We start from the raw sequence: 19,681 nt of genomic DNA, 5'->3' as shown, positions 1-19,681 counted from the left end.
TCGGATGTCTCGAACGCGCTTCGCCTCAGCCCTTACTGGACGTCGTAGATCCAGATCAGAGTGGTGGTGAGCTCACCTTCCGGAGTCCATTGATACTCGCGGGCCACACCCTGGCCCTGGTAGTTACGCACGTAGTCGAGCAGCGCGGGCCGGGTGATCGCACCCGAGTCGATGCCCTTCAGAAGGATCGTGCCCAGGTCGTAACCCTCGGCACTGTAGGTACCGGGCTCCTGATTGAACTTCTCGGTGTACTCATCGGCGAAAGACCCGGTGGCCGGCCCGCAGGGGCATGCCAACACAGCGCCCTTGGCCGACTCGCCGGCCTGCTTGACGAACTCGGGGTCCTTGGTGCCGTCGGCGCTGGCGAAGACGCCCTCGAAGCCGCCGTCCCTGAGCTGCTGCGCGAGCGGAGCCGCTTCGGCGTAGTAGCCGCTGAAGAACACCGAATCGGGAGCGGCGCCCTTGATCTGGGTGACAGCCGCCGAGAAGTCCTTGTCACCCTTCTTCACCGAGATGTTGCAGGCCGAGTCGGCCACCGGCCCGAGCGTCTCGCGAACGGCCTGTGCCAGACCCAGACCGTAGTCGGTGCTGTCGTCGACGACGCAGACCTTCTTGTGTCCCAGGGAGTTCTTCAGGTAGTTGGCGACCGACGGGCCCTGCACGCCGTCGTTGGCCAACCCGCGGAAGAACGTCTTCCAGCCGTTCTTGGACAGGTCGACGTTGGTCGCCGACGCCGTGACGGCGACCAGACCGGCCTGGTCGAAGACGCCGCCGGTGGCCTTGGTCTCACCGGAGAAAGCCGGTCCCACCAGACCGATCGTGTACTGATCGTTGACGATCTGCGGGGCGATGCCGGTGGCCTTCTGCGGATCTCCCTCGGTGTCGAACGGGATGAGCTGTACCTGACAGCCCGGGTTGGCGGCGTTGTGCTTGTCGACCGCCAACTGCACACCGTTTTTGATGTTGATGCCCAGTGCGGCGTCGGGGCCGTTGAGCGCTCCGGCCATCGCGATGGACACCGGCGGGCAGGTGGCGTTTCCGTCGCCGGCCGGGTCGGCAGGCGTAGCACCCTGCGACGCGGCGACCTCGGCGCCGTTCTCGTCGATCTGCACCTTTTCCACGATCTTGAGGTTCGTCTGCGACGCCTCTTCTTCGGGCGTGCCCTGACTGCAGCCGGCCAAGGCCAGCACAACCAGACCCGCGCTTCCGACAGCAAATGCCTTGCGTGCCACGCGACCGCGCACGTATCACCTCCGGTTCAGTGTTCTGCTCGACGCCGTCGGCCGGACCGTCCAGAAACCGAAACGACACGGCGGCGATGCTTCGCCGACGACCATAACCAACGCATGCCCGCGGTGCGTGCTGTTGGAAAACGCGTCGCGCGGATAATTCGGCGTGACCGGTCAAAAGACGCGGCGTGGAAACGCAGAGTTAACGGCGCGCCGCGCCGCGCCGGATTTTCGCCGGTTACGACGGCGTGTCGGTGGGCGGGTCCAGCGTCTCGACGACCACCTCGGCCACCCGCTTCATCGTGGTACGACGGTCCATCGCCGCGCGCTGGATCCACTTGAACGCCTCAGGCTCGGTCATCCCCTGCTTCGTCTGCAGCAAACCCTTTGCCCGCTCGACGAGCTTGCGGGTCTCCAGCCGGTCGGAGAGGTTGGCGACTTCCTTCTCCAGCTCGGCCATCTCGCTGAAGCGGCTGACCGCGACCTCGATCGCCGGGATGAGGTCGGTGACGCTGAACGGCTTGACCAGGTAGGCCATCGCCCCGGCGTCGCGGGCGCGTTCGACGAGTTCACGCTGGCTGAACGCGGTCAGGATCACGATCGGGGCGATGCGCTTGCTGGCGATCTCCGAGGCGGCGTCGATACCGTCGCGGCGCGGCATCTTGACGTCCATGATCACCAGATCCGGGCGCAGCGCCTCGGCCAGCTCGACGGCCTCTTGACCGTCGCCGGCCTCACCGACGATCTCGTAGCCCTCCTCGCGCAGCATTTCCGCCAGGTCGAGCCGGATGAGGGCCTCGTCCTCGGCCACGAGGACTCGGCGCGGCGTGACGACGGAGTCGGACGGCGACGCGGGAGCAGAAGACATGGACAACATTGTGAACGGCGCAGGCGGGATGAGCGAGCGCGGGGCCATCCTCTATGGTGGTAGGCCGCGCGCCCTCGTATCCCAACTGGCAGAGGAAACGGATTCAAAACCCGTACAGTGTGAGTTCGAATCTCACCGAGGGCACCACCTGGTCGGCGCACTCGCGCCTCTGACGATCCGCCTATTCCGCCAGGTCGACAGGCGTCGCGGCGATAACCTTTGCGGGTGCGGAACCTACGGCCGGTCTGTGTGCCCGAGGTGACGCTGGGCCGCCGTCCCTGGTCACCGAGCCGGCACCGCGACGACCGTGTGGCCCGGCGGCTGCGCGTGCTGGTGATCGCCAGCTGGATCGCCGCGGCCGTGTCGATCAGTTTCGGAATCTTCCAGTTGATCCTCGGCGGCGCGCTGTGGTGGGTGGGCGCGATCAACATCTGTTGCGGCGTAGTGTTTTTGGCGATCCCACGGCTGTGTCCGCTCGGGCCACTCGTAGCCCCGCTGACGTTCGTGGTCTTCGCCTACACCTCGGTCGGCTTCTTCTGCTACACCGTCGGTACCGGCTCGGGACTGCAGTTCTACTTCCTGGTCGCGTCCTCGCTGGTGGTGCTGATCCTCGGCATCGAGCGGATCGCGCTGGCCTCGGCCATCGCCGCGGTCGGTGTGGCCCTGACGATCGCGCTGGAACTGACCGTGCCCCACGACCGGGGGCTCGGGCCGTCCTGGACGCTGACCGTCGGCTTCGTCAGCTCGGTGGTGGGGTCGGCGGTGATGATCGTGGCCACGATCTGGTACACCCTGCGCGAGATCGAGCGGGCCGAGGCCGCCATGGAGGCCGAGTACGACCGCTCAGAACAGCTGCTGGCCAACATTCTTCCCGAGACCATCGCCGAGCGGCTCAAGGAACCCACGCGCACGGTCATCGCCGACGGGTACGACGACGCGTCGATCCTGTTCGCCGACATCGCCGGCTACACCGCGCGTGCCAGCGAGACCGCGCCGGCCGACCTGGTGCGTTTCCTGGACCGGCTGTACACCGACCTGGACGCGCTCGTCGACCGGCACGGCCTGGAGAAGGTCAAGACCAGCGGCGACTCGTACATGGTGGTGGCCGGGGTGCCCACTCCCCGGCCGGACCACCTTCAGGCGCTGGCCGACCTCGCCCTGGACATGGCCGACGCGGTCGCCGACCTGAAGGACCCGCAGGGACGCGACGTCCCGCTGCGGATCGGCATGGCCAGCGGACCGGTGGTCGCCGGCGTCGTCGGGGCGAAGAAGTTCTTCTACGACGTCTGGGGTGACGCGGTCAACGTCGCGTCGCGGATGGAGACCACCGACGTCGAAGGCCGAATTCAGGTGCCGGACACGGTGCAGGAGCGACTACGCCACGAGTTCGTCCTCGAGGAACGCGGCGTCGTCGACATCAAGGGCAAAGGCCCGATGCACACCTGGTACCTGGTGGGGCATCGGGCCGACTCTGGCAGATGCGCCCGCTCGGCGGAGGGTGGCCGACTTCCCCGCTCCGCGGAGGGTGTCACACCTTCCGGTTCTCCGACTTGACCAGCCAGGCCAGCTTCTCCAGCCCGTCGATCAGCTGGTGCAGGATGTCGGCGGTGCTCGGATCCTCGGCGTCGACGGTGTCGTGCACCGACCTGAGGGTGTCCACCACCGCGTAGACACGGACGGTGATCAAGTCGACGACGTCACCGGTGCTGTGCTCGTAGGCGGGAAACTCCGGCAGCGACGTCGTCGCCGCGACGGTGTCCGACCTGCCGTCGGGCACCGCGTCCAAGGCGCGCATCCGCTCGGCGACGGTGTCGCTGGCCACCCGCGCGAAGTCGACGACCTCGTCGAGCTGCAGGTGCAGATCGCGGAAGTTGGTGCCGACGACGTTCCAGTGCGCCTGCTTACCCTGCAGATGGAGTTCGATCAGATCGACCAACACCTGCTGAAGTGCGGCGCCGAGCTCCGGGGAGGCCTGGACATTGACGACCTCGGCTTCGGTCCTGCGTGCGTTCTTCGTGATGCTCATGCTCATGACAACCACTCCTTCTTTAGACTGAGTCCAGTTTAGCGGGTGTTCCTCGTCACAGCCTCCTTGTCCTGCCTGTCCAGCAACCGTGCGTACCCGGCGCCCATCCCGAGCAGGGTGAGCCCGGCGGCGATGAACACCCCCACCCGGAACATCCCGTCCAACGTGCCCAGGTCGAACAGGAAGAGCTTGGCCATGGCCGCGGCAACCAGGCCCAATCCCCCGCTGATCGGGACCGACCGGGCCTCCCGCGGCAGGCGGGCGGCAAGGCCGAACGCTGCCGCCGCCATCGCGATCCAGCAGATGGTTGCGGCCATATGCCCGGCGAAGAAACCCCCGTCCCCGTCGGAGATCAGCACCCCGGCGGTCACCGTGAACGACGTGACCGCGTAGATGACCACCGCTGCGGCCCCCAGCCACAATGCGCTCTCGGTGGGATCCCAGGCCCAGACGATCGCGACCGCGGCGGCCGCCAGCAGGAGGCTGGACACCAGGGTGGAGACGCCGGTGCCGGTGCTGATCCGGGTGGCCTCGAGCAACATGTCCGGCGGCGAATAGCTCAGGTGCGCGCAGGCGCCGATGGTCGCGAAGCCGATCGCCGCCCAGCGGGCGACGGTGTCGCGCCGTGCGGCCACCGCCACCACCACCGCCATCGCCAGCAGCACGGGCCCGGCGACGCGGCCGTCGAACGCGGCGGTCACGGCGATCAGCGCGGCGATCGCCGACGTCGCCGCGAACACCTGCCGCACCACACCCGACACCCCGGGCAAACGGTCGGCGACGAGCACGACGGCCAGCAGCGCCGCGGCCAGTGCCGCGGCCATCAATGCCGCGACGATGCGGTCCACCGCCAACCCCACGCAGAGCACGGGCAGCAGACCGGCCGCGGTCAGCAGCGCCAGCGCGGCGCGATTCCTGGTGCCGGGCAACAGGATCAGCGCCGCGGTCAGCGCGATCGCGGCGGCGATTCCGCACGCGCCGGCGAGCCAGAGATCATGCCGGCCGGCGATGTGCCGGGCCGCCAGGGCCGCCAGCAGCGGCAGCACCGCGGCGGCGATGCGTGCGGCGTGCAGCCACAGCCAGTCCCTGCCCAGCTGGACGGGCAACGACACCGCCGCCAGCGTCAGCATGAATCCGACCAGCAGCAGCGAGATTCCGTCGGTCACGATCGGGGCCAGTCCGATCAGCGGCACCAGCACGAGCAGGCCCAGGTGCTGGGAATCCCAGCGCCGCGCCACGGCGAGACCGCCGGCCGCGACCGCGGATGCAACGATCAGCCCGATGGCTGCAGGCATCCAGTCATAGATCGCCGTGACAGCGATGACGTCGATGTAGGCCGCAGCCACCCCGGTGGCAACCAGGGCGATCGCGCCCACCCGTCCCCCGGGCCGGCTGTCCTGCCACCATCCCGCCGCAACCAGGCCCGCGGCCAGGACGGCACCGGCGCCGACCCGGAACTCGGGGCGCAGGATTCCGGCCTGGGCGGCAAGCACCAGCAGCAGCACGACACCGATCAGCGTGACCGCCACCCCGGCGACAGCCAGCAGCTTGCCGATCCAGCCCTCCGAACGTTCCATGGGCTTTCTGGGCGCGGCGGGTCCAGCGGGAGGCACCGGCGGTGGCCAAGGTCGCTGCGGCGCCGGGGCATACTGCGGCCAGTACGGCGGCGGGGCCGGGGCCGGGGCCGCTGACGGTGGCACAGGTACCGGGCGGTCGGCCAGGATCCGGTCCAGTTCGGCCAGATCGGCAGAGACCCTGGCCAATTGCCGTGAGATCGCGGCGAAGTCCGCGGAGAGCCGGGTGATGACGGCGGTGTGCGGTTGCGTCATACCGCCATCGTCACAACGGGCACGCCCCGGCGGATGAGTACAACTACTCGTCCAGACCGTGCTCCATCGCGTAGCGGGCCAGCTCGACGCGGTTGCCGACCTGCAGTTTGCGGAACGTGGCCTGGACGTGGTTCTCGACTGTGCGATGACTCAGGGACAGTCGCGACGCGATCTGCTTGGCCGTGAGCCCCTTGGCGACATGGCGCAGAATCTCGATCTCGCGCTCGGTCAACGTGGGCCCGGCCGGGGTGTCGCGCTCGATGCGCCGAAACTCCCCCAACACCAGACCCGCCAGGCCGGGGGTGAACACTGCCCGACCCGACGCGGTGGCGCGCACCGCGTCGGTCAGCACCTGCTTGGAAGCGCTTTTGACCAGGTATCCCGTCGCGCCCGCCTTGACGGCTTCCAGCACGTCGTCGCGCTCATCGGAGGCGGACAACACCAGCACCCGGGACGCCGGGGACACCGCGAGGACCTCGGCGGTCGCCTGGGCGCCGTCCCCGTCACCCAGCCGCATGTCCATCAGCACCACAGCGGGTTTCACCACTGCGGCGCGGCGCTTCGCCGAGGCCACGCCGTCCGCCGTGGCCACCACGTCGAAACCCTCGTCAGCCAGGTCCCGTGCCACCGCGTCACGCCAGATCGGGTGGTCGTCGACCACCATCACCGAGATGGGCTGACCGGTCATCGCGATGCGTCCGGGGTACGCGGCACAGTCAGCTCCCACTCCACACCCAACCCCGGGCCGGTGTTCAGCACAGCCTGACCGCCCAACGAATTCATCCTTCCCACAATTGAATTCGCGACACCCATACGACCTTCGGCGACCGCTTCGGCCAGCCGCCCTTCCGGTATGCCCACGCCGTCGTCGCGGACGCTGACGGTCACCGTGTCGCCCAGGTCCTCGACAAGAACATACGCGTGCGCCCCGGCTCCAGCATGCTGGTCCACGTTGTCGAGCGCGTTGCCGATCGCGGCGCACAACTCGTCGGCGACGGCGGCGTCGAGCAACACGGGATCGGCGGGCACGCTGACCGACACCCGATCCGATGCCCAGCGCCGCAGCATCGCGGCGAGGTCGGACGCCGGGCTGTCGCGCGATGCGGGCTCGGCGGTGCTGACCAGCCGGCGCAACGCCCGCTCCTGCTCGCCGGCCAGCTCGGCCAGTGCGGCGGTGTCTCCCCCGATCTCACGCCCGCGGCGGGCCACCAACGCCAGCACCTGGATCGCCCCGTCGTGAACCTGCCTGGACAGTCGTTCCCTCTCCTGCAACGACGCCGACAACCGGGCGGCCCGTTCCAGTTCGGCGTGCGCACGGCGGGCCGTCTGGGCGGCCAGACCGACCGCGAGTCCGACCGCCAACTCGATCACGATGGTGGCGTTGCGGCCGACGTCGATGCTGACGTACCCCTTCAGCGCGGCGCTGGCCGCGACCACCGCCACCCCTGCGATCATTCCGGCGACCGGTCCGGACAGGATGGCCGCCGAGATCGTGGCGTTGGTGGCCCACAACGTGGTCGGCCACGACTGGTTGTCCAGTACCCATTGGTCGGAGGCGATCAGCTCCGTGGACAGCATCAGGGCGACAACGACAGCGATCTCGGCCAGCACCCAGGCGCGGCGCCGCCCGAAACCACGAAGATAGGCGACCGCGCAGGCCGCACTCCAGGTGATCAGCAGTACGAACAGCACCCAGCCGGCCGCGGGATGTTCGAGATCGTCGTTGACCGCGAGCTGGAAGCCCAACGCGTACACGCAGCTGAGCAGCCGGAACACCTGGGCGGCCCGCCACAACGGCGTGGCCGGATCGGGCGTCACATCACTTTGGAGAGAAACGCCTTCGTCCGTTCGTGTTGAGGGTTGGCCATCACCTCACGCGGATCTCCGCGCTCCACCACCACACCGCCGTCCATGAACACCAGTTGGTCGGCGACCTCGCGGGCGAAGCCCATCTCGTGGGTCACCACGATCATCGTCATGCCTTCGGACGCCAGCTTCTTCATGACGCCCAGCACCTCACCGACCAGTTCGGGATCCAGCGCCGAGGTCGGTTCGTCGAACAGCATCAGCTTCGGATTCATCGCCAGCGCCCTGGCGATCGCCACGCGCTGCTGTTGACCGCCCGAAAGCTGCGCCGGATACGCTTCGGCCTTGTCGGCCAGACCGACCTGCGCCAGCAGTTCCCGGCCCCGCTCGGTGGCCTCCTTTTTCCCGACCCCCTTGACCTGGATGGGCGCCTCGACGACGTTGCCCAGCGCGGTCCGGTGCGGGAAGAGGTTGAAATGCTGGAACACCATGCCCACGTCGCGGCGCTGCCGCGCCACGTCGCGAGGCTTCATCTCGTGCAGTTTGCCGCCGCGCTCGTTGTAGCCGACCAGCGATCCGTCAACGTAGAGTCGGCCGGCGCTGACGGTCTCGAGGTGATTGATGCACCGCAGGAACGTTGACTTACCGGATCCGGAGGGGCCGACCAGGACAAGCACCTGCCCCTTGTGCACATCCAGTGTGATGCCCTTGAGCACCTTGAGCGCACCGAAGTCCTTGCACACCAACTCCGCCTTGACCATCGGCGTCGCACTGATTGCATCTGCCGTCATACCCGTCCTCTATTTCACCGGAGGCAGTTGTGCCAACGCGAGAGCCTCAAGCTGTTTTGCGGTCAGCTTGCGCGAGGCTCCCCTGGAGAAGTACCGCTCCAGGTAGAACTGGCCCACCATCAGGATGCTCGTAATCACCAGGTACCACGCAGCGGCGACCAGGAGCAGCGGCACCGGCTCGAAGATCCGGGCGGCGATCTCGCGGGTGGCGATGCTGTACAGGTCGAAGGCGTAGGGCACGGCGGTGACCAGTGACGTCGTTTTCAACAGGCTGATCAGCTCGTTGCCGGTCGGCGGGATGATCACGCGCATCGCCTGCGGCAGGACGGTTCGGCGCATGGCCTTGCCCCACGACATGCCCAGCGCCGTCGACGCTTCCATCTGACCTTCGGGGACCGACATGATCCCGGCACGCACGATCTCGGCCATATAGGCGGCTTCGTTGAGGCCCAGTCCGATCACCGCGAGCACAAACGGAATCGAAAGGTCTTGTAGCTCAATGTGGAAGAACGACGGGCCGAACGGTACGCCGAGCTGAATGTTCCGGTAGATCGTGGGGAACAGGCCCCAGAACGCCAGCTGCACGTAGATCGGCGTGCCGCGGAAAATCCAGAGAAAGACCCACGCCACGGAACTGAGCACCGGGTTGTCAGACAGTCGCATCACGGTGAGAACGACGCCCAGCACGATGCCGATGATCATCGAGTAGATGGTCAGCTGCAGCGTGTTGAAGACGCCGAGCAGGATGCGTTCGTGGAAGAAGTACTCCCTGAACGTCGACCAGCCGTAGGCCGGGTTGGTCGCCGCCCCGTACAGGAACAGCCCGACCATGACGAGGATGACGGCCGCCGCCAGCCACCGCCACGGATGGCGCAGCGGGACGGCGTCGATCGACTGTGGCGGCGTGCCGGCATCACTCATCGCTGTCAACGTCTCCTAGGAGACCGCGCCGTTGATCACCGGCTTGTCGATCATGCCCTCTTCGAGCCCCCAGTTGGCGGCGATCTCCTTGTACTTTCCGTTCTCGATCAGATGCTCGAGCGCCTGCAGCAGCGACTGCGCCAACGGGGAACCCTTCGCGACCGGCCACCCGTAGGGCGCCGAGTCGAAGGTCTCGCCGGCCTGTTCGAGCTTGCCGTTGGTCTGCTTGATCGCGTAGAGCGTCACCGGGGAATCGGCCGACATGGCGTCCGCCTGGCCGAGCACCACCGCGTTCGTGGCGGCGTCCTGGCTGTCGAACGGGATGACCTCGATCGCGGGCTTGCCCTCGTCGGTGCACTTCTTGCTGCGCGCGGGCAGCTCTTCGGTCTCCTGGACCGTCGTCGCCTGCACCGCGACCTTCTTGCCGCACGCGTTCTCCGGGTCGATGTCGCCGCCGGCGGGTTGCGCCCACAGCGTGCCGGCCGAGAAGTAGGTGACGAAGTCGACCTGCTGCTCGCGCTCCTTGCTGTCGGTGAACGACGACATGCCGACGTTGAAGGTGCCGCCCTGGATCGACGGGATGATCTTGGCGAAGTCGGCCTCCCGGTAGTCCGGGGTGAGACCCAGGGTGCCGGCGATGGCGTTCATCAGGTCGACGTCGAAGCCGACGATCTTGCCGCTCTCGTCCTTGAACTCGTTCGGCGCGTACGGAATGTTCACGCCGACGACGAGTGTCCCGGTCGACTTGATGGCCTCCGGCACGGTGTTCGCGATCGCCTCGACCTTCTCCGCGGGCGCGGCCGCGGTCGGGGATCCCTCGTCGCTAGGTTCCTCCGAGCTGCTCGAACAGCCCGACAGGGCCAGGGCGCCGGTCGCAGCGAAGATGGCCGCGATGCGCCAGATCTTGGTCCGGCGGTCTTGGATTCCACCCAACACAGGTTTGCCTCTACTTTCTTCTTCGGGTCGTCCGCGTTTCCGCCTGAGTCCCCTCAGAACCAGGCATTCCCAGCCAGGAACGTTAACGACCGATGATCCGGCGCGCAGCGCCGGTAACAGGACATTAACGACACGATGGAGACATCACAGCCGTACTGCGAAAACAGGGTAGGCATGTCGCCCGTGTGTCACACTGCACGCATGGAAACCGCTGCTCCCCCAAGCATGTTGCAGCACCTGTGGAAGTCGGCGCTGGTGTCCGGCCTTCTCGCCGTCGCGCTGGGCGTCATGGTGCTCGTCTGGCCGGCCATCACCGTGGTGGTGGCCGCGATCTTCTTCGGCGCCTATCTGTTGATCGCAGGCGTCTCGCAGGTGGTCTTCGCGTTCAGCCTCCACGTGTCCGCCGGCGGACGGGTACTGCTATTCCTCAGCGGCGCGGCCGCCCTGATCCTGGCCGTGCTGTGCTTCCGGAGCCTGCAGGAATCAATCCTGCTGCTGGCCATCTGGATCGGTATCGGGTTCATCTTCCGCGGGGTGGCCACCGCGGTGTCGGCCATCAGTGACCCGACCCTGCCCGGTCGGGGGTGGGAGATCTTCATCGGCGTGGTCAGCCTCATCGCCGGCGTGATCATGCTCGCCTCGCCCTTTGACTCGTTGGCCACGTTGGCGATGGTCGTCGGCATCTGGCTGATCGTGCTCGGCGTGTTCGAGGTGGTGTCGGCCTTCGGCATCCGCTCGGCCAGTAAGAACCTCGCGCCGACCAGAGATCCGGTCGTCACGTCCGCGCCGGAATGAGACGAAAGTCCTAGCCATGCGACGCCCGACCTCTACTACACTTTGTCGTAGATCGGACTTGTAGAGCCTGGGAGTGGCGCATGGACGCATTGGATGTGTCGCGGTGGCAGTTCGGAATCACCACCGTCTATCACTTCATCTTCGTCCCGCTGACCATCGGGCTGGCGCCGCTGATCGCCGTCATGCAGACGGTTTGGCACGTCACGGGCAACACCGCCTGGTACCGGCTGACGCGCTTCTTCGGCAAGCTGTTCCTGATCAACTTCGCGATAGGTGTGGCGACCGGCATCGTGCAGGAGTTCCAATTCGGGATGAACTGGAGCGAGTACTCCCGCTTCGTCGGTGACATCTTCGGCGCCCCGCTCGCCTTCGAAGGCCTGATCGCGTTCTTCTTCGAGTCCACGTTCATCGGCCTGTGGATCTTCGGCTGGAACCGGTTGCCGCGCCTGGTCCATCTGGCCTGCATCTGGATCGTCGCGTTCGGCGTCAACGCCTCGGCCTACTTCATCATCGCGGCGAACTCCTTCATGCAGCATCCGGTCGGCGCGCGCTACAACCCGGAGACCGGGCGGGCCGAACTCGTCGATTTCGTGGCGTTGCTGACCAACAACACCGCCATCTGGGCCTCGCTGCACGCCATCACCGCGGCACTGCTGACCGCCGGGGCGTTCGTCGCCGGCATCTGCGCGTGGCTGATGGTGCGCGCACAGCGGCGCGGCGGTGAAGACGTCGAAGCCAGGACCATGTACCGCCCCGCCACGATCCTGGGCAGTCTGGTCGCACTGATCGCCGCCGCGGGCTTGTTCTTCACCGGCGACATCCAGGGCAAGCTCATGTTCGACCAGCAGCCGATGAAGATGGCGTCGGCGGAATCCTTGTGCTACACCGCAACCGACCCCGACTTCTCGATCCTGACCGTGGGGACGCACAACAACTGCGACAGCGTCATCCACCTCATCGAGGTTCCCTATGTGCTGCCCTTCCTGGCCGAGGGCAAGTTCTCCGGTGTGACGCTGCAGGGCGTCGAGGATCTGCAACGCGCGGCCGAGCAGAAGTTCGGCCCCGGCAACTACCGCCCCAATCTGTTCGTGACCTACTGGTCATTCCGCGCGATGATCGGATTGCTGCTGGTGCCGGTGGCGTTCGCGCTGGTGAGCCTTTGGCTGACCCGCCGGGGACGGATCCCCGACCAGCGCTGGTACGGAACCTTCGGACTGCTGACCCTTCCAACGCCGTTCCTGGCCAGCTCGGCCGGCTGGATCTTCACGGAGATGGGCCGGCAGCCCTGGGTGGTGGTCCCCAATCCCACGGGTGACCCGATGGTCCGGATGACCGTGCAGGAGGGCGTGTCCAACCACGCGGCAGGCACCGTGATGTTCTCGCTGGCGGTGTTCACGCTGCTGTACGGCGCGCTGGCGGTGGTGTGGTTCTACCTGTTGCGGCGATACGTGACCGAAGGCCCGCAGGAACACGACTCCGAACCGGCGCCTCCGGCACCGCCCGACGAGAACGACGTCGCACCCCTGTCGTTCGCCTACTAGGAGATTGTCATGGGACTCCAGGAACTGTGGTTTGTCCTGATCGCCGTGCTGTTCCTCGGCTTTCTGGTGCTCGAGGGTTTCGACTTCGGCGTCGGCATGCTGATGGCCCCGATGGGCACCATGGGGCCCGGCGATCCCGACAACCGGCGCCGCGCGGTCCTCAACACCATCGGCCCGGTCTGGGACGCCAACGAGGTGTGGCTGATCACCGCGGGCGCAGCGATGTTCGCCGCGTTCCCCAACTGGTACGCGACGCTGTTCTCGGCGCTGTACCTGCCACTGCTGGCGATTTTGTTCGGCATGATCCTGCGGATCGTCGGCATCGAATGGCGCGGCAAGATCAACGATCCGCAGTGGCGGCGCTGGGCCGACGTCGGGATCGCGCTCGGCTCATGGCTACCCGCGTTCCTGTGGGGTGTCGCATTCGCGATTCTGTTGCGCGGCTTGCCGATCGACGCCGACGGCCAGGCCCATGCCGGCATCGGTGACGTGCTCAGCCCGTACACCTTGCTGGGCGGATTTGCGACGGCGACGCTGTTCGTGTTCTACGGCTCGGTCTACCTCGCGCTGCGCACCGCGGGCGCCCTGCGCGAGGACGCCTTCCGCGTGGGCCGCATCATGTCGGTGCCGACGATCGCGCTCGCCGGCGGCTTCGGCTTGTGGACCCAGCTGGCCTACGGCCGCACCTGGACCTGGTGGGCGCTCGCTGTCGCGGTGCTCGCGTTGCTGACCGCGGTGGCCCTGATGTGGGGACAGCGCCGTGAGGGGCTCGCATTCGTGTCCATGGTGATCGTGATCGCCGCGGTGGCAGTGCTCATCTTCGGCTCGATGTATCCCAATCTGCTGCCGTCGACACTGAACCCGGACTGGAACGTGACGATCTACAACGGGTCCTCGACGCCGTACACGCTCAAGATCATGTCGTGGGCGTCGCTGACCCTGCTGCCGCTGGTGCTGGGTTACCAGGCCTGGTCTTACTGGGTGTTCCGCAAACGCGTCACCGCCGAGGCCATTCCGGAATCCATCGGACTGTCGAGGCGGCCGTCCTGACCGATCCCACCCGCGCCCCGATCGACCCGCGACTGTGGCGAGCCTCGACGGCGACGCGCCGATTCCTGGCCGTCACCACGGTCTGCGGCGTGCTCATCGCGGCGTGCACGATCGCCTCGGCGGTCGTCCTTGCCGATGTGGTCGCCCGGGTGATCACCGACCCGGCCTCCCGCAGCGTCGACGCGCTCGCCGCCCAGATCACGACCCTGGCGGCGCTGTGGACGGCTCGCACCCTGGTGCAGTGGCAGCAGGGCCGGCTCGCCCAGCACGGGGCCAGCGCCGTCATCGCCGACCTGAGCGAACAGGTGTTGACGGCGGCCACCTCGCTGACGCCGCGCGAGCTCGCCACCCACCGCGACGACGCCGCGGTGGTGATCACCCGGGGACTCGACGGGTTGCGGGCGTACTTCATCGCCTACCTGCCCTCGCTGTTCCTGGCCGCGGTGCTGACCCCGGCCACCGCGGTGGTCATCGCGCTCTACGACTGGAAATCCGCCGTGATCGTGCTGATCGCGCTGCCGCTCATTCCGGTGTTCATGATCCTAGTCGGTCTGGCCACGGCGGACCGGTCGGCAGCGGCGCTGACGGCGATGTCGACGTTGCAGTCTCGGCTACTGGACCTGGTGGCGGGCCTGCCCACCCTGCGGGCGCTGGGCAGAGCAGAAGGGGCCGCGGAGCGGATCGCCGAACTGGGTGCCGCGCACCGCCGTTCGGCGATGGCCACGATGCGCATCGCGTTCTTGTCCGCGCTGGTGCTGGAATTGCTGGCCACGCTCGGGGTGGCGCTGGTCGCGGTCGGGGTCGGCATGCGGTTGGTGTTCGGTGAGATGACCTTGACCGCCGGGCTGACCGCGCTGCTGCTCGCCCCGGAGGTGTTCTGGCCGCTGCGCCGGGTCGGAGCCGCATTCCACGCCTCCCAGGACGGCAAGACGGCGGTGCAGGCGGCGTTCCGGTTCATCGACGCCGCCCGGCAGCCGCCTGCCGGAGACGCGCCGGTGCCGGGTGCTGCGGTCACCGTCGAGGTCGACGTCCCGGCGATGACGGCACAGCCCGGCCGCGTGACGGTACTGACCGGTCCGAACGGCATCGGCAAATCCACGCTGCTACAGGCGATCCTCGGCCTGGACCGCCCGACGGCCGGGCGGATCCAGATCAACGGCCTCGACGTGGGTGACCTGGATACGCGGCAGTGGTGGTCGCAGGTGGGATGGCTGGCGCAGAGACCCGTGCTGATCCCGGGCACCGTGCGGCAGAACCTGGAGCTGTTCGGCCCGCTGAATGATCTCGAAGCCGCTTGCCGGGACGCTTGTTTGGACGAGGTGCTCGCCACGCTGCCCGCCGGTCTCGACACCGTGGTGGGGCGCGGCGGGGTCGGGCTGTCGCTCGGGCAGCGGCAGCGACTCGGACTGGCCCGGGTACTCGGATCCGGGGCGCCGCTGGTTCTGTTCGACGAACCCACCGCCCACCTCGACGGACCCACCGAAGCGCGGGTGCTGGAGGCGATCGCGCGTCGCGCCGCCGGCGGGGCCACGGTGATCGTGGTCGGACATCGCGCCTCCGTCCTGGCGATCGGCGATGTGGTGGTGGACATGGGCGGTGACCGTGTCCGGTCCTGACCCCCTCGTCCAGGCGTGGCCTCTGCTGGCCCCGCGGGCGCCACGAATCGCGCTGGCCGTGCTGCTGGGGGCCTTGTCACTCGGCAGCGCGCTGGCGTTGACCGCGGTGTCGGCGTGGCTGATCACCCGGGCCTGGGAGATGCCGCCGGTGCTGCACCTGACCGTCGCCGCGGTCACCGTGAGGGCCCTGGGCATCTCGCGCGGCGTGCTGGGGTACTGCGAGCGGCTGGCCTCACACGACACCGCGCTGCGGGCGGCAGGCACCGCCCGGGCACGGTTGTTCACCAGGCTGGCCGACGGCTCGGAGAACGTCGTGATGCGGCGCAGCAGCGGCGAACTGGTGTCCCGCGTCGGTGCGGGGGTGGACGAGATGTCCGACGTCGTGGTGCGGGCTGTCGTCCCGATCGGCGTCGCCACCGTTCTGGGGGCGGCCGCCGTCGCGGTGATCGCCGTCATCTCGCCGGCGACGGCCGCGGTGCTGACGGTCTGCCTCCTCATCGCTGGCGCGGTGGCGCCGGCACTGGCCGCCCGCGCCGCTTCAGCTGCGGAAAGCGTTGCCACCGAACATCATTCACAGCGCGACAACGCGGTGATGCTGGCCCTCGAACACGCCCCCGAACTGCGGGTCAGCGGCCGACTCGCCGACGTGATCGCCGAGGCGGGCGCCGAACAGCGCCGCTGGGGCCGGGCGGTCGACCGGGCCGCGGCACCGGCGGCCGTCGCCGCGGCCGCACCGACCGCCGCCGTCGGGGTCAGCGTGCTGGGGGCTCTGTTCGCCGGAATCTCATTGGCGGGCACCGTCGCGCCCACCACCCTCGCGATCCTGATGCTGGTGCCGTTGGCGGCGTTCGAGGCGACCGCAGCGTTGCCGGGCGCCGCCGTGGCGTTGACCCGGGGGCGCATCGCCGCCCGGCGTCTGCTCGCTCTCACCGAACCCGCAGACGGCGACCGCAGCAGGCCCGTCGTCGCCCCGTTGCGCCTGAAGCCCGGCGAGCGCGTCGCGGTGGTCGGGCCGAGCGGCAGCGGCAAGACCACCCTGCTGATGCAGACACCGGGGGTGTTCTTCGCCGAAGATGCCCACCTGTTCTCCACCACGGTGCGCGACAACCTGCTCGTGGCACGCGGGGACGCGACCGACGATGAGCTGCGGGATGCGTTGCGGCGCGTCGGTTTGAGTGCGTGGCTCGACGGGTTGCCTGAGGGGCTGTCGACAGTACTCGTCGGCGGCGCCGCCGCGGTCTCGGCCGGGCAGCGCCGGCGGTTGCTGCTTGCCCGAGCGCTGGTGTCCACCGCCCCGACGATCCTTCTCGACGAACCGACCGAGCACCTCGACGCGGCCGACGCCGACCGGATGCTGACCGACATCCTCACGCCGGGGGCGATGTTCGACTCCGGCCGCACGGTCGTCGTCGCCACTCATCATCTGCCCCGGGACGTCCCTGTGACGGTAATCTCACCGGCATGAGCGAACCGCCGCCTCCTCCGCCCGGCAGCTACCCCGGCGGCTATCCGCCGCAGCCCTACGGTGGGTACGGCGGCTATGGCGGATACGGCGGGTACCCGCCGACGCCGGCGGCCCCGAAGAACGGTCTGGGCACCGCGGCGCTGGTGCTGGCCATCGTCGGTCTGCTGCTGTGCTGGACGGTCGCCGGCGGCGTGCTGCTCGGCATCGCTGCGATCGTGCTCGGCTTCGTCGCCCGGGGCCGGGTCAAGCGAGGTGAGGCCACCAACGGCGGCGTCGCCCTGGCCGGCATCGTGCTGGGCGCCGTGTCGATCGTCGCCGGGCTCGTCCTGGTCGTGATCTATGCGACGTTGGGGGTCGCGCTGTTCAACGACCTCGGTGGCGGCGACTACGTCGACTGCCTGCAGCGGGCCGGGTCCGATCAGGAGGCCGTGCAGCGGTGTGCCGACGAGTTCACCGAGCGGGTCGAGGAGTCCTTCTCCGTCACCGTCACTCCGACGCCGTAGCCCGCCCGGGGAAGTACTTGACAATGCCTTCCTGCACGACCGTGGCCAGCGGCTGACCCGAACGGTCGAAGAAGTGGCCGCTGCCCAGCCCCCGGGACTCCGCGGCCACCGGGGAGGTCGTCGAGTACAGCACCCAGTCGTCGAACCGCACCGGCCGGTGAAACCACACCGAATGGTTGGTGGTGACCGCGAAGATCCGGTCGTGTCCCCACGACAATCCGTGGGTGGTGATGATCGAGTCGAGCACCGTGGTGTCGGATGAGTACACCATCGCCGCGGCGTGCAGCACGGGGTCGTCGGGCAGTACCCCCTGGGCCTTCATCCACACCCGGTTGTGGGTGAGCTTGTCACCCTTGTCCCGCATGATCCAGGCGGGGTCGTTGGTGTACCGCCATTCGATGGGACGCAACGCGTTGGCGAAATGCGGAACCACCTGCTCGTAACCGCGCAACAGATCGTCGATGGGCGGCACCGACAGCGGGTCGGTCGGTGGCGGCGGCTCCACGCCGTGTTCGAGACCCTTTCCGCCGGCCAGGTAGGACACCATCGCGGTGGTCAGCAGCTCGCCCTTCTGCATCACGTCGACGCGGCGGTTTGCGAAACGCCGCTCGTCGCGCAACCGCACCACCCGGAACTCCAGATCCTGCTCCGGATCACCACCAGCGATGAAGTGCACCGACAGCGCGCTCGGGGGCGTGGGATGGTTCAGGCTGCGGCTGGCGGCCACGAACGCCTGCGCCATCATCTGCCCGCCGAAGGTTCGGACCGGGTTCTTGCTCGGGTGGACGCCGACGAAGGTGTCGTCATCAAGCCGGTCCAGGTGGAGTATCGCCAGCAGCTCCTCGAAGTCGGCATGTGGCGACACAGACACTCCCTCGGCGGCTAGACGTCGTCCTCCCCGATGCGGTGGACGTGGATCAGATTCGTGGAGCCTACTGTGCCGGGCGGCGCACCCGCGACGATGACCACCAGGTCGCCCCGCTTGTAGCGGCCGAGGTTGAGCATCGACTGGTCGACCTGGCGGATCATTCCGTCGGTGGTGTCGATGTGCGGGACGATGAACGTCTCGGTGCCCCAGGTCAGCGCCAACTGGCTGCGCACCTCGGGCAGCGCGGTGAACGCCAGCACCGGCAGCGGCGTGTGCAGCCGGGCCAGCCGGCGCACGGTGTCGCCGGACTGGGTGAAGGCGACGAGTGCCTTCGCGTCCAGGCGTTCACCGATGTCGCGCGCGGCGTAGGAGATCACCCCTCGCTTGGTGCGGGGCACGTGGGTCAGCGGCGGCGCCGCCACCGAGTTCTCCTCGACCGCGGAGATGATGCGCGCCATGGTGCGCACCGTCTCGAACGGGAACTTACCCACCGAGGTCTCCCCCGACAGCATCACCGCGTCGGCGCCGTCGAGCACCGCGTTGGCGACGTCGGACGCCTCCGCCCGGGTGGGCCGTGAGTTCTCGATCATCGACTCCAGCATCTGCGTGGCCACGATGACGGGTTTGGCGTTCTCCCTCGCCATCTGGATCGCGCGCTTCTGGACCAGCGGAACTTCCTCCAGCGGCAGCTCCACGCCGAGGTCACCGCGGGCGACCATGATCGCGTCGAACGCCAGCACGATGGCTTCGAGGTTGTCGATGGCCTCGGGCTTCTCCAGTTTCGCGATCACCGGGACCCGCCGGCCGACACGGTCCATCACCTCGTGGACCAGTTCGACGTCGGCGGGCGAGCGCACGAACGACAGCGCGACCAGGTCGACGCCCAGGCGCAGCGCGAACTCGAGATCGTCGATGTCCTTCTCCGACAGCGCGGGCGCCGAGACGTTCATGCCGGGCAGGGACATGCCCTTGTTGTTGCTGACTTTGCCGCCCTCGGTGACGGTGCAGACCACGTCGGTGCCGTCGATGTGCTCGACGACCAGACCGACGTTGCCGTCGTCGACGAGGACCCGGTCGCCGGGGCGGGCGTCCTGGGCCAGCCGCTTGTAGGTGGTGGAGACCCGGTCGTGGTTGCCGAGGAAGTCCTCGGTGGTGATCCGGACGGTCTCGCCGTTGGCCCACACGGTGGGTCCGTCGGCGAACCTGCCGAGCCGGATCTTCGGCCCCTGCAGGTCGGCGAGGATTCCGACGGCCCGCCCGGTGGCGTCGGACGCGGCACGGACACGCTTGTAGTTCGCTTCGTGATCGGAGTACTCACCGTGGCTGAAATTGAGCCGGGCGACGTCCATCCCGGACTCGACGAGTTGCCTGACGGCCTCGTCGGAGGCGGTGGCCGGACCCAACGTACAGACGATCTTCCCGCGTCTATTCACGGCT

General features: G+C 68.1%; 18 protein-coding genes and 1 tRNA gene. 8 read left to right on the top strand and 11 right to left on the bottom strand.

What is annotated here, in order from left to right; genetic code table 11:
* Positions 1–32: 32 nt before the first annotated feature.
* Complete coding sequence (locus tag KXD97_RS21790; RefSeq protein ID WP_260752317.1) at positions 33–1,244, bottom strand: branched-chain amino acid ABC transporter substrate-binding protein; 1,212 nt, start codon at positions 1,242–1,244, stop codon at positions 33–35.
* A gap of 223 nt (positions 1,245–1,467) precedes the next feature.
* Positions 1,468–2,097: an ANTAR domain-containing response regulator gene (locus tag KXD97_RS21785; protein WP_260752313.1), complete on the bottom strand. Its 630-nt coding sequence runs from the start codon at positions 2,095–2,097 to the stop codon at positions 1,468–1,470.
* 70 nt (positions 2,098–2,167) lie between these two features.
* Here KXD97_RS21785 and KXD97_RS21780 point away from each other — a divergent pair.
* Both KXD97_RS21780 and KXD97_RS21775 read left to right on the top strand, forming a co-directional pair.
* Positions 2,168–2,244, top strand: a tRNA-Leu gene (locus tag KXD97_RS21780).
* Positions 2,245–2,322: 78 nt separating this feature from the next.
* Positions 2,323–3,651 carry an adenylate/guanylate cyclase domain-containing protein gene (locus KXD97_RS21775; protein ID WP_396884539.1) on the top strand — a complete coding sequence of 443 codons (1,329 nt, stop codon included), beginning with the start codon at positions 2,323–2,325 and terminating at the stop codon, positions 3,649–3,651.
* Here the strand turns inward: KXD97_RS21775 and KXD97_RS21770 are convergent.
* The 7 genes from KXD97_RS21770 to KXD97_RS21740 are packed head-to-tail and all read right to left on the bottom strand — an operon-like array spanning position 3,626 to position 10,406.
* Positions 3,626–4,129, bottom strand: a complete 504-nt coding sequence (locus tag KXD97_RS21770; protein WP_260752310.1) for a Dps family protein — start codon at positions 4,127–4,129, stop codon at positions 3,626–3,628. The two genes, KXD97_RS21775 and KXD97_RS21770, sit on opposite strands and share 26 nt — an antisense overlap.
* A 32-nt stretch (positions 4,130–4,161) precedes the next feature.
* Positions 4,162–5,952, bottom strand: coding sequence for a DUF2339 domain-containing protein (locus KXD97_RS21765; protein WP_260752308.1), 1,791 nt, complete (start codon positions 5,950–5,952; stop codon positions 4,162–4,164).
* Positions 5,953–5,995: 43 nt separating this feature from the next.
* On the bottom strand, positions 5,996–6,640 hold the full coding sequence (locus KXD97_RS21760; RefSeq protein WP_260752307.1) for a response regulator transcription factor: 645 nt from the start codon (positions 6,638–6,640) through the stop codon (positions 5,996–5,998).
* Entirely contained in the window at positions 6,637–7,770 is a 1,134-nt protein-coding gene (macS, locus tag KXD97_RS21755; protein ID WP_260752306.1) for a MacS family sensor histidine kinase, read from the bottom strand. The genes KXD97_RS21760 and macS overlap by 4 nt, the downstream gene beginning before the upstream one ends.
* On the bottom strand, positions 7,767–8,519 hold the full coding sequence (locus tag KXD97_RS21750; RefSeq protein ID WP_260758102.1) for an amino acid ABC transporter ATP-binding protein: 753 nt from the start codon (positions 8,517–8,519) through the stop codon (positions 7,767–7,769). The genes macS and KXD97_RS21750 overlap by 4 nt, the downstream gene beginning before the upstream one ends.
* Before the next feature lie 39 nt (positions 8,520–8,558).
* The gene (locus KXD97_RS21745) at positions 8,559–9,470 is read right to left on the bottom strand and encodes an amino acid ABC transporter permease (protein ID WP_260752305.1); all 912 of its coding nucleotides are present in this window, start codon (positions 9,468–9,470) and stop codon (positions 8,559–8,561) included.
* 15 nt (positions 9,471–9,485) lie between these two features.
* On the bottom strand, positions 9,486–10,406 hold the full coding sequence (locus KXD97_RS21740; RefSeq protein ID WP_260752304.1) for an ABC transporter substrate-binding protein: 921 nt from the start codon (positions 10,404–10,406) through the stop codon (positions 9,486–9,488).
* Positions 10,407–10,607: 201 nt separating this feature from the next.
* Here KXD97_RS21740 and KXD97_RS21735 point away from each other — a divergent pair, with 201 nt between their 5' ends.
* From KXD97_RS21735 to KXD97_RS21710, 6 genes are all read left to right on the top strand, one after another.
* A complete protein-coding gene (locus tag KXD97_RS21735) occupies positions 10,608–11,201 on the top strand; it encodes an HdeD family acid-resistance protein (protein WP_260752303.1) in 594 nt (197 codons plus the stop codon).
* A gap of 80 nt (positions 11,202–11,281) precedes the next feature.
* Complete coding sequence (locus KXD97_RS21730; RefSeq protein WP_260752301.1) at positions 11,282–12,742, top strand: cytochrome ubiquinol oxidase subunit I; 1,461 nt, start codon at positions 11,282–11,284, stop codon at positions 12,740–12,742.
* Between the two features lie 9 nt (positions 12,743–12,751).
* Positions 12,752–13,792, top strand: a complete 1,041-nt coding sequence (gene cydB / locus KXD97_RS21725; protein ID WP_260752300.1) for a cytochrome d ubiquinol oxidase subunit II — start codon at positions 12,752–12,754, stop codon at positions 13,790–13,792.
* Positions 13,789–15,408, top strand: a complete 1,620-nt coding sequence (cydD, locus tag KXD97_RS21720) for a thiol reductant ABC exporter subunit CydD (protein ID WP_260758101.1) — start codon at positions 13,789–13,791, stop codon at positions 15,406–15,408. The genes cydB and cydD overlap by 4 nt, the downstream gene beginning before the upstream one ends.
* Complete coding sequence (locus KXD97_RS21715) at positions 15,395–16,873, top strand: ATP-binding cassette domain-containing protein (protein ID WP_260758100.1); 1,479 nt, start codon at positions 15,395–15,397, stop codon at positions 16,871–16,873. Before cydD ends, KXD97_RS21715 begins: the two co-directional genes overlap by 14 nt.
* The gene (locus KXD97_RS21710; protein WP_260752299.1) at positions 16,870–17,376 is read left to right on the top strand and encodes a DUF4190 domain-containing protein; all 507 of its coding nucleotides are present in this window, start codon (positions 16,870–16,872) and stop codon (positions 17,374–17,376) included. Before KXD97_RS21715 ends, KXD97_RS21710 begins: the two co-directional genes overlap by 4 nt.
* Here KXD97_RS21710 and KXD97_RS21705 read toward each other — a convergent pair.
* Complete coding sequence (locus tag KXD97_RS21705; protein WP_260752296.1) at positions 17,360–18,241, bottom strand: acyl-CoA thioesterase II; 882 nt, start codon at positions 18,239–18,241, stop codon at positions 17,360–17,362. The genes KXD97_RS21710 and KXD97_RS21705 overlap by 17 nt on opposite strands.
* Before the next feature lie 17 nt (positions 18,242–18,258).
* A complete protein-coding gene (gene pyk / locus KXD97_RS21700; protein WP_260752295.1) occupies positions 18,259–19,677 on the bottom strand; it encodes a pyruvate kinase in 1,419 nt (472 codons plus the stop codon).
* Positions 19,678–19,681: the final 4 nt, after the last annotated feature.

Source organism: Mycobacterium sp. SMC-8 (genome assembly GCF_025263565.1).
Lineage (GTDB): Bacteria > Actinomycetota > Actinomycetes > Mycobacteriales > Mycobacteriaceae > Mycobacterium.
This window is presented reverse-complemented; position numbering and strand designations above follow the sequence as displayed.

Excerpts from the sequence above, each read along its gene's own strand:
- KXD97_RS21785 (WP_260752313.1), bottom strand. The coding sequence starts at position 2,097 with ATGTCTTCTGCTCCCGCGTCGCCGTCCGACTCCGTCGTCACGCCGCGC.
- cydB (WP_260752300.1), top strand. The coding sequence starts at position 12,752 with ATGGGACTCCAGGAACTGTGGTTTGTCCTGATCGCCGTGCTGTTCCTC.
- KXD97_RS21710 (WP_260752299.1), top strand. The coding sequence starts at position 16,870 with ATGAGCGAACCGCCGCCTCCTCCGCCCGGCAGCTACCCCGGCGGCTAT.
- KXD97_RS21765 (WP_260752308.1), bottom strand. The coding sequence starts at position 5,952 with ATGACGCAACCGCACACCGCCGTCATCACCCGGCTCTCCGCGGACTTC.
- KXD97_RS21750 (WP_260758102.1), bottom strand. The coding sequence starts at position 8,519 with ATGGTCAAGGCGGAGTTGGTGTGCAAGGACTTCGGTGCGCTCAAGGTG.
- KXD97_RS21730 (WP_260752301.1), top strand. The coding sequence starts at position 11,282 with ATGGACGCATTGGATGTGTCGCGGTGGCAGTTCGGAATCACCACCGTC.
- KXD97_RS21770 (WP_260752310.1), bottom strand. The coding sequence starts at position 4,129 with ATGAGCATGAGCATCACGAAGAACGCACGCAGGACCGAAGCCGAGGTC.
- KXD97_RS21760 (WP_260752307.1), bottom strand. The coding sequence starts at position 6,640 with ATGACCGGTCAGCCCATCTCGGTGATGGTGGTCGACGACCACCCGATC.
- KXD97_RS21735 (WP_260752303.1), top strand. The coding sequence starts at position 10,608 with ATGGAAACCGCTGCTCCCCCAAGCATGTTGCAGCACCTGTGGAAGTCG.
- KXD97_RS21745 (WP_260752305.1), bottom strand. The coding sequence starts at position 9,470 with ATGAGTGATGCCGGCACGCCGCCACAGTCGATCGACGCCGTCCCGCTG.